The sequence below is a fragment of the Aeromonas sp. WP2-W18-CRE-05 genome (genome assembly GCF_014168615.1).
Classification (GTDB): Bacteria; Pseudomonadota; Gammaproteobacteria; order Enterobacterales; family Aeromonadaceae; genus Aeromonas; species Aeromonas caviae.
This window is the reverse complement of record NZ_AP021924.1, coordinates 1-8,415: the sequence shown is the minus strand read 5'-3', so window position 1 is coordinate 8,415 and position 8,415 is coordinate 1. Positions and strand designations below refer to the sequence as shown.

Genomic DNA, 8,415 nt, shown 5'->3' with positions numbered 1-8,415 from the left:
AGTGGTTTTAGCGGGTTTCGGGGCGCAGCCCTGAACCAGTCACGTAGCGCTAGCGGAGTGTATACTGGCTTATGACTTTAACATGGGTTGAATTTTGAGGGTGCGGATGAATGCTTTTTGTGTCACAGTGACAAATAATATTTATGGTCACTGTGACGGGAATTTGGACGATGAAAGACAACGCAGATAAGGGAACCGGAGACATGTTTGGCATCAAGCGCGGACGGGGTAGACCCAAAACCGGATCAGCCAAAACAGGGGCAGAACGACAAGCTGCCTACCGGGCAAAACAGCAGGAAAATAACGTTACTGTGACGATAAATAGAGGGCTATTGGAAGGACTGGATGCCCAGATGCAGGCGATCAGAGACGGGGGTTCAGCGGTGGTACTGACCTCGGAACAGGCCGGGGAGATCTTGCGGGCGCTACGAACAGCAGAGAACAAACAGCTCCGGGGATAACAGCTACTGCCCACAGGCCGAACACATGGCCTGATGGACAGCCCTACGGGATCGCCGTTACCCCCCTCGCCAAGATCCTCTCTCTTGAATGATTCTCTAGAGACAAGAAGCGCCCTTCGGGCGCTGTTATCTGATATAGGCTTGTTTTGGATCACTCTGGCGAGATTTTGGAGAGATAGCGGCTAACACTTGCCGAACCGATCCCTAAATCCTCGGCAATGTCGCGGTTACTGTAGCCCTGCGCCTTGAGTTCTAACACCGCAGGCAGAAGATCAGCGGCCTTGCTCGGTCTCCCCCCGCCCTTGGATACCTTGCCGCCCTTAGCCCCTCTCCGCGCTTGGATCTCGGTGGTATGTGTCCGATCAACGTAATCCGCAAACGAGGTCGGGGTAAGGTGCCGCCAGATCCAACGGGCGATGCTCTTGGCAGTGGCCTTGATCTCACTATGGGGCAACGGGCCACCTTGCTCGCGTCCAAACGCATTAGCGCTCTCACAAGCGGCACGGACAGCCTCAGCCCATGCTTCATAGCCATTGGGCCGCCAATACTCCCGCACCGCGCAGTAGCCCCATTCCCGCACGTTATCGAACACTGTGACGTTACGCCCCAGCCCGCTCGCCTCTTTACCGCTACGGCGGTTGTAGGCCGCTAAATCAGCATCTGGGCAGAACTCCGCGAGATAGTCGAGGGAATAGGGCACATGGTTATGCCATATCGTCCACCAATCGCTGTGTACGGGGTTTTTGGTGATCAACCCAACATACCCCATGTCAGCGCCCAGCTTCTTCGCCAGCACGTGCTCTATAGCCGCTAGATAGCGCAGTGGCTTTAACCTGGCTGCATTGGTACGCGCCACTGGCGCGGCCAGCAGATAGCCAAGGTGGTAATTGCCATTTTCGGGGTTGATCGCGATCCAATGCGGCGCAGGCAAGCCACGCTCTCGCCACTCTTGATACCCTTCTCGCCGCTGCTCATAGGGCTTTCTGTCCACATCAAACACAATGCAGGAGACATGCGGCGGTGGGTTGTGCTGAATGTGACGGAAGGCCAGCGCAGTTGCCTGCGGGCGGATATGCAGACCCTGCGCCGGATCGTCGGTGCAGTAGGGGCGGAGGGGGAGCCGTTCGACGAATTCGTCGGCTTGAATCGCTTGTTTTACCATCCGTCACCGCGCTTATTGGCGGTGCAGTCTTGTGTGAGGTCAGTCATGTGATATGCTTTCTCTGTTCTTCGTGAACGGCCCCGAACTCTCTGTGCTCTTCCGCCAAGTCGATGAACAGAGATTCGGGGTTTGTCTTTTCTAGGCAGTACGTTACCGCACTCAGGCCGCCGCAGGCACGTTTTTTCTTGGACGCCCACCTTTAGCGCCGTTGGCCCGCGCCGCTGCGACTTTAGCGGGGGTTTTTGCCTTGCCGCCCTTCGCCCCCATCTTGGATGCCGCCCAGTTCTCAGAGCCCAACAACCCTTCCAGCAGGGAAGGTAAGTAGAGATCTGCATCCAACCTCGGAAAGTGCACTCCCAACCCTGACGGAGAGATCTCGATCTCCTGTAAGTCGCTAGGCTTCGCGGCCTCCAACCCCTGTGCCAGATGAGGGGCAAAGGCCAGTTCCAAACCAGAAGACAAGGCGATAACGACCCGTCCAATCCTCCGGTCATAACGCACGCTCGTAGCAACAGGACTACGCTTACGCGCTTCAGAACCGCGTTTATTTGCTTGTGCGATCATTTCATCGGTTAGTTCCATGGATCACCTCCCATTGGCTTATCAGGTGAGCTTGATTGCCTTGCAACTCTGCCCAGATCCGTTTCAGCGCTTTACTATCAAATCCGTAGTTTTCCCGCAGCTCAGGCCCGCCTTGATCACCCGAGAGATTAAACACCGCCTCGCAGCCGCCCCCAATCACGTGTACGTGCGCCGGACGATGGTCGTTTGGATAAATCACCACTCGCCAGCCACCAATGATCAACACCGTTGGCATCAAACAACCTAACTGTTTTGGTTTCTATAAACGCAATAATACACTCGAATGGGTGCATTATCGATAGTTCAACTGTTTTTGCATCCTGATGGGGGTTTCGATAACTTGCCTGCAAACATCATTTCCGCAGGTATACGTCCATGCACAACACCAAGCCCCGTACAGTACTGAGTCTTAAAAAGGCCCCACCACAGCCTGAGATAACCCAAGCAGCACAACAGTCCACCGCGATACCTACGAAGAGAAAAATCCCAGCGGCTTTCCCTTGCCTACAATCGCACTGGCCCGAGCTATTCAACCTCAAACATCCCACTCCACTTAAAATCGGAATCCTAGCTCCTGTCATCGCCAGCCTGAAGCAACAGGACGAGCCTTACACCGATACTCAGATTGGGAAGGCCATTGGCTGGTATTGCCGTAGATTTGAGTACCTCAAAGCCCTCACCAATGCTCCTCATCGAATGGGGATTGATGGCAACACATTCCCCATCAGCGACCAAGACCGCCAAAACGCGATGAAACAAATCAAGGCGCGCATCAAAGAGGCTAGATCCTGCCCCAAACGATGAACTCCCAAACAAGAGCGACTAGCGCAGTCTGTCGCGCTTCGTTTGGGAGTCGGCAAGCGCAGCGCGGCAGCTACATCTCAAAGCCCCGCCCCCGTTCGCGGGCCTGCTGCCGCTCTATCCGCCCCTCCAGTCCTTCCTGTAGGTACTCTCTGGCCTTGTCTATCGGCAAGCCGGAGATCTCTTTCTGCTCATGCTTCCGATTGAAATACAGGTTCCGCTCTGCGTGGGCCTGCTGGTATTCGTCCAACAAACCTTCCTGCGTCTGCGCCGTCTGCTGCGCGATCACGCCTTCAAGCTGGCGACCTGCGTTGCCAAGCTGCTGACCTGCTTGCTCAAGTGCTCGCACTGCTGGCGCAAGGCTCTCACTTCTCCCTGCAAACTCGCGTTTTCTTTTTTCGTCGTCTCGTACAGCCCCAGCAAGCTGTCGCACGCTGTTTGCAAGCTGCGCCATTGCTGCTCTTGCTCGCTCTGCAAGGTCTCTAGCGCGTTCAATAAGTGCCGTTCTAGCTCGGTCATCGTTTAGTAGCCCTTTGGTATCATGTAGTCGTCCCCGAACTTCCCTTCGTCCACGTTCATCCTGATGCAAAACCGGTGCTTCCCGTTCTCGTCCTTGCACCTGTCGCTGAGGATCAATTTCCCCCCCTTCTTGGCTAACTCCTCTAGGGTGGCCTGCCGCTCGGCGATCAGGTTCCCCTGATACCACAGCGTCCCGCTCGTCGCGACCAGCAACAGTAAGGCCGAGATCAGCATCACTCCCCAGCTCTTGAGCAGGAGCCAGCCGATCCGCTTCTGCTGGTCTTGGATGGCGTCGCTGATGCTCTGCCTGCTTGAGTCCAACGCCTTTTTGATAGCTTTCTCGTGCTTCTCGAACTCGGGCTTCAGACTGCTCTCTATATCGTCGGCTTGCTGCTTCGATGTCGTATCTATTCACCAGGACGGGGTTGACGGCATCAGTTCTGCCGGGATGGGATAATCTGTCTTCTCGATGCACGCCCTGACCACGGCCCTCAACCACTCCTGTGGGCAGCGGCCCAATCGCTTGCCGGTCTCCACCAACGACAGGATGCGCTGGCGAAACAGCTCGCCCCGGTGAGACCACACGCCGTAGCTACCCTTGCGCCAGAGCACATAGCCACGCAGCGCCCGCTCCGCCTCGTTGTTGGTCAGCGCTATTTCGTCGTCAGTCATAAACCGCCACAGCATCTCGTCATCCCGCAGCAGCAACTGGCATCGTCCACGGTAGCGTTTGCTGCACAACAGGGCGCCGCGCTCCAACTGGCTTCGCCAGCTTTGCCGGTAACGCGCGAGCCTGCGCAGGTATTTCTGCTTGCTCAACGCACCGCTTTCCCAACGGTGCCGGGTACGAAACACCGCATCCGCCAGCAAGACCAACCGGGCACCGATGGGCTGGTTGCACTGCTCGCTACTCTCGGCGATGGCCGCGAGATTGCGGGCCACGTGGGCCCAGCACAGTTGCCGCTGGTCGGCGTCGATAAACCGGTAGCCGGCGTACTGGTCGGTCACCAGCACCCCGTCAAACTCGGCGCCCAGCAGCCGCTTGGCCGCCTCCTGACCACGGCCATAGGCCGTCATGAAGCAGACGGCTATCTTGCTCAGCGCCAGCCACATCCAGCGGCGCTCTCCACCCCGCTGATGCCGGGTCTCATCGGCATGAACGTGGGTGGCCGTCTGCACCTGCTGCTTGATGGCCTGGTAGGTCGGGGTGAGCATGGCACTCACCCGCCCCTGCGCCTCACTGATGGCGCCCCGGCTAAAACTCAGGCCGAAATGCTGTTTGAGCTGCTGCTGTATCTGGCTGACGCTCTGGTGAAACTGGCCGCTTTGCAGCGCGATGTAGCTGAGCAGATTGGCCCCCATCTGGCTGCTGCTGACGTTGTCTGGCAGTGCGGCCTGGGTCGTGCCGATACACCGTGAGCAGGTCGCACGATACAGTTGGTGTTCGGTGACGAGATAGCTCACCTCGGGCAGCTCGAACACCTGATGAACCTGATAGGGTTTGGCATGGGCCACCATGTCCCCGCCACAGCAAGCGCAATCGGCGGCAGGGTAATGCGGGACCAGGGTCAGGCGGGCATCAAGCGGATGCCGCTCGCGGCGATGTCCCTTGTGACCGGGCTGCGCCCCCCGTTGCTTGCCGGACGCCGGACGCTTGCGGGCCGGCGGCGGTGCACCGGGGCCGTCGCTGGAAGGCGGCTTGGAGGAGTTGCCGCTGTGCTGATTGAGGCGGTCCTCCAGCTCGGCGATGCGGTCGAGGAGCTTATAAATCAGCTCGTTGGCCTGCTCCAGAGTGGTGGGCATTCCCGCGGAATGCATGGTGTTTTTGCTCATGGGGGGAGCGTATCTAAGGAGCAGGATCAAGCAAGCAGGAAAGTGGGATCAAGAGACGATCGTCTCATTTTTCCTGTGTCAATACTGTTCCGGTGAATACTTACGAAATCACGACCGTAAAAAAACCGCCATCTTGAGTAGAAGGGCGCTATTGCACAAGCATCCGGCTTTACCGTCTTTTACCATAACATCCCTTGCACGTACCTACGAACTAATCAGAACATGCAACTGATTAGAAAATGAAATCTCGACTATTGACGGCCGCTCTATTTTTATATAAATTTAGATTAGTTAATTAGATTATAAATTTAGAGGGCTGTTCATGATTGCTGTATCACTTCCAGACGAGTTACTAAAAAGACTAGATGATGCTGTAGATAAAACTGGTAAAAAACGCTCATTCTTGATACGAGAATCAATATCTATGTATTTGAATAACATAGAAAACATACATGAAAAAAAAGAGATCATCCTGAACACCTCAAAACCGTTCTATGAGGTCCTCATTGAAGAATTTAAAAATGAAAAAAAACTAATAACTGAGGCCAGAAAAACTGAGTTCACGATGTTTAGTGATAACGGAAAACTCTATGTCATAAATTCGAAAGGGAATACGCGCAGGCTAGAACCCATGTATGTGAATAATTTCTTTGAAGAGTATAAAAAGACAGGAAGTATGAGTACATCTAGCTATCAAGATATAACCTTCAACTCATCTTATCTTTTAGCTGCACTACAGTACCTGATGGAAAAAGAACTGATTTAACATAAGCACTCATTGCCCGCACCGCCCCGGACAGCTTCGCCACGAACGGGGCGGCAGTCAGCCAAAACCAACAACAACCCACCCGGTAAACCACCCCGATCGCGACAGATAAATTTTACCCAACTGCATAGCCATGCAGCCAGGTGAATGACGGCAGGATTCAGCCCAAAAACAGCGTGAAGGCCCCGAAAACCGGCAAATGCTTCTCCAGCCACTCCCACAGTTCTGCCGCCAGATGCAGGCAGTTAAGTACAGCTTCAATAACCTTAAGCAGTTTCATAATTCCCCCTGGTATAGGCCGTGATCTTTGCATCACGACGTATTTAGCGGGGAATTTCGCAGCCCTTCTTCTTGGGGTTTGTCACGGGACGGCATCCGTCAGCCCAGCGTCGGTCCTTTGTAGGTTTTCTGCGGCTGGCGCTGCAACTCCAGGCTTTTCTGATACTCATGCTCCCGCTGCCGCTGTTCTACCGTACTCAGCTCCCGGACAAGCGGCGCAGCTGCTCGCTTAAACTCAGCACCTGCGTGCTCAAGTCCGACACGCGCTCGTTCAGCACCGCGTTCTCCCGTTGCATAAGACCACACATGCTCCGCCATTCCGCGAAGGCGCTCTCCCATTCGTCCAGCCTTTGCGAGTAGTCCTGCTGTAGCTGCTCTAATGCTCTCAGCAACTGCTTTTCCAGCTCTGTCATTTTCCGCTACTCCTGTTTCAGGCGGATCCATGTCGTCCCGTCGTAAGGGATGGCTTCGGTTTGCATCCCCGGCGGCAGGATAAGAAACCTCCGGCCGTCGCTGCTCTCCTGATAGCGCACTCCCCACGTCCGGGCGGTCATTTTCGCCAGGGTATCTTCCTGCTGACGAAGATGCGTGTAATTGTCGGTTATCTGCTGCCCCTGCCACCACAGAATGCTCCCGCTCGTGCCGATCAGTAGCGCTGACACCATCAGGATGGTGAGCCATGTCCGCCCGGCAGTCCGCAGTACGCTCAGCCGGTTTTTCTCCATCGCCTCGCTCATACTCTGCTCGTGTGCGAGGATGGCGTCGCTGATTCTCCTCGCGCTTGCGCTCAGTTCCGCTCTGACAGACTGCTCGTGCTCGCTGAATGCGGCTTTCAGCATCTCGCCGGTACTCTGCTTCTGCGCTTTCGATTGCTGCTCTAAGTCCTTCGCCAGCGTTAAAAGACTGCTCATAGATGGCTCCCTTCAGTCGGATGTTTCGCCCCCCGTCCGGGTCGGCAATGCTGATACTGCTTTTCGTGGTGCGCACCACCTCAAAACCTGACCGTTCCAGCGCCTCAGTGACGTACTGACGGGTTTTCAGCTCCCCGGACGAAGCAAGGGTCAGCAGTCCGCGCGTGATGGCTTCTGCGGCCTCCTGCGTCGTTTTCGGCAGCCCGGACGGCGTGATCAGCGCCCGGCGGTTTTCCGGTGCGTTCGGGTCGTGCAGCCCCAGTCTGCCGTTCACGATGGTCTGCCAGGCATCGATACGCGGCCGGTCGGCGCGGTCGTAGTACGGCTGGAGCCGCCTGCCGGTCAGCAGCTCGGTATTGGGGATCAGAAAGTTCAGCTCCAGACGCCCCTTGTCCTCGTGCTCCACCCACAGAATGCTGTACTGATCTTTATCAAGTCCGGGCATCAGAACCCGCTCGAAGCTGGCCATCAGTTTTTCCCGCTGGCCGGGAGGCAGATCGGCCTCCGCAAACGACAGGACGCCGGAGGTGTATTTCTTCACGTAAGGCGACGCGTCAATCAGCTCCCGGACTTCTTCTGGCTTCCCCTGCAGGACGCTGGCGCCTTCACGCTGCCGATCTTTACCCAGCAGATAGTCCACCGGCCCGGCGCCACCGCCGCGACCGCGTGGATGAAATTTAACGATCATCGTCCGTTCCTTTCTCAAGAACGGCGTGCCGCAGCCGCTCAAGCCCGGCATCGATGGCCATCAGCGCCGCCACAATCTGCACCCTGTCATGGCCGGTGCCGCCGCCGGCGTTAACACGGCGGGCTATCTGGTTCAGGTTATTGCCCATGCCGGCAAGCTGGCGCAGCAGCGCCGGCGAGATTGAGGGGAGCTTTCCGGTGCGCGCAGGCTTTTCGTCCAGGCAGGTCTGCCGCATCCACGCCGCCAGCTGCCTGCCGTCACAGCGCTCAAGCAGCCGCCGGTGCTCGTCCTCCGTCACCCACATGGTGAGCATCTTGTTCCGTTTCTCTGACAAACCGGCCTCCTGATAACGCCGGGACGGGCGGGAAAGCCTTTCCCGGTCGGCGCGGTGTTGGACAAGCCGCAGGCGCGTC

General features: G+C 56.6%; 12 protein-coding genes. 3 read left to right on the top strand and 9 right to left on the bottom strand.

All coding sequences use genetic code 11. From position 1 onward, the window contains the following. Positions 1-170: 170 nt before the first annotated feature. Entirely contained in the window at positions 171-461 is a 291-nt protein-coding gene (locus tag H7R73_RS24020; protein WP_128318465.1) for a hypothetical protein, read from the top strand. 151 nt (positions 462-612) lie between these two features. On the opposite strand, the gene H7R73_RS24015 is transcribed toward H7R73_RS24020, so the two are convergent. From H7R73_RS24015 to H7R73_RS24005, 3 genes are all read right to left on the bottom strand, one after another. After that, positions 613-1,623, bottom strand: coding sequence for a replication initiation protein (locus H7R73_RS24015; protein ID WP_128318464.1), 1,011 nt, complete (start codon positions 1,621-1,623; stop codon positions 613-615). 159 nt (positions 1,624-1,782) lie between these two features. Then, the gene (locus tag H7R73_RS24010) at positions 1,783-2,205 is read right to left on the bottom strand and encodes a DUF2442 domain-containing protein (protein WP_128318470.1); all 423 of its coding nucleotides are present in this window, start codon (positions 2,203-2,205) and stop codon (positions 1,783-1,785) included. After that, positions 2,189-2,440 carry a DUF4160 domain-containing protein gene (locus tag H7R73_RS24005; RefSeq protein ID WP_128318469.1) on the bottom strand — a complete coding sequence of 84 codons (252 nt, stop codon included), beginning with the start codon at positions 2,438-2,440 and terminating at the stop codon, positions 2,189-2,191. Before H7R73_RS24005 ends, H7R73_RS24010 begins: the two co-directional genes overlap by 17 nt. Before the next feature lie 140 nt (positions 2,441-2,580). Between H7R73_RS24005 and H7R73_RS24000 the strand changes: the two genes are divergently transcribed. Then, a complete protein-coding gene (locus tag H7R73_RS24000; protein ID WP_128318468.1) occupies positions 2,581-3,009 on the top strand; it encodes a ProQ/FINO family protein in 429 nt (142 codons plus the stop codon). Between the two features lie 70 nt (positions 3,010-3,079). On the opposite strand, the gene H7R73_RS23995 is transcribed toward H7R73_RS24000, so the two are convergent. From H7R73_RS23995 to H7R73_RS23980, 4 genes are read right to left on the bottom strand one after another with little or no spacing between them, the layout of a single operon-like run. Beyond that, positions 3,080-3,256 carry a hypothetical protein gene (locus tag H7R73_RS23995; protein ID WP_182951816.1) on the bottom strand — a complete coding sequence of 59 codons (177 nt, stop codon included), beginning with the start codon at positions 3,254-3,256 and terminating at the stop codon, positions 3,080-3,082. Positions 3,257-3,291: 35 nt separating this feature from the next. Next, positions 3,292-3,525, bottom strand: coding sequence for an MbeD/MobD family mobilization/exclusion protein (locus H7R73_RS23990; RefSeq protein ID WP_113740815.1), 234 nt, complete (start codon positions 3,523-3,525; stop codon positions 3,292-3,294). Between the two features lie 3 nt (positions 3,526-3,528). Further along, a complete protein-coding gene (locus tag H7R73_RS23985; RefSeq protein ID WP_182951818.1) occupies positions 3,529-3,936 on the bottom strand; it encodes an MbeB family mobilization protein in 408 nt (135 codons plus the stop codon). Continuing rightward, positions 3,937-5,358, bottom strand: coding sequence for an IS66-like element ISKpn15 family transposase (locus H7R73_RS23980; protein WP_043155065.1), 1,422 nt, complete (start codon positions 5,356-5,358; stop codon positions 3,937-3,939). It lies immediately after the preceding gene. Between the two features lie 322 nt (positions 5,359-5,680). Here H7R73_RS23980 and H7R73_RS23975 point away from each other — a divergent pair, with 322 nt between their 5' ends. After that, positions 5,681-6,124 carry a ribbon-helix-helix protein, CopG family gene (locus H7R73_RS23975; protein ID WP_064183953.1) on the top strand — a complete coding sequence of 148 codons (444 nt, stop codon included), beginning with the start codon at positions 5,681-5,683 and terminating at the stop codon, positions 6,122-6,124. Between the two features lie 378 nt (positions 6,125-6,502). Here H7R73_RS23975 and mbeA read toward each other — a convergent pair whose 3' ends face one another. Beyond that, a complete protein-coding gene (gene mbeA, locus H7R73_RS24615; protein ID WP_442859284.1) occupies positions 6,503-8,002 on the bottom strand; it encodes a plasmid mobilization relaxase MbeA in 1,500 nt (499 codons plus the stop codon). After that, positions 7,992-8,336 carry a MobC family plasmid mobilization relaxosome protein gene (locus H7R73_RS23955; RefSeq protein WP_032623643.1) on the bottom strand — a complete coding sequence of 115 codons (345 nt, stop codon included), beginning with the start codon at positions 8,334-8,336 and terminating at the stop codon, positions 7,992-7,994. Before H7R73_RS23955 ends, mbeA begins: the two co-directional genes overlap by 11 nt. Positions 8,337-8,415 lie beyond the last annotated feature (79 nt).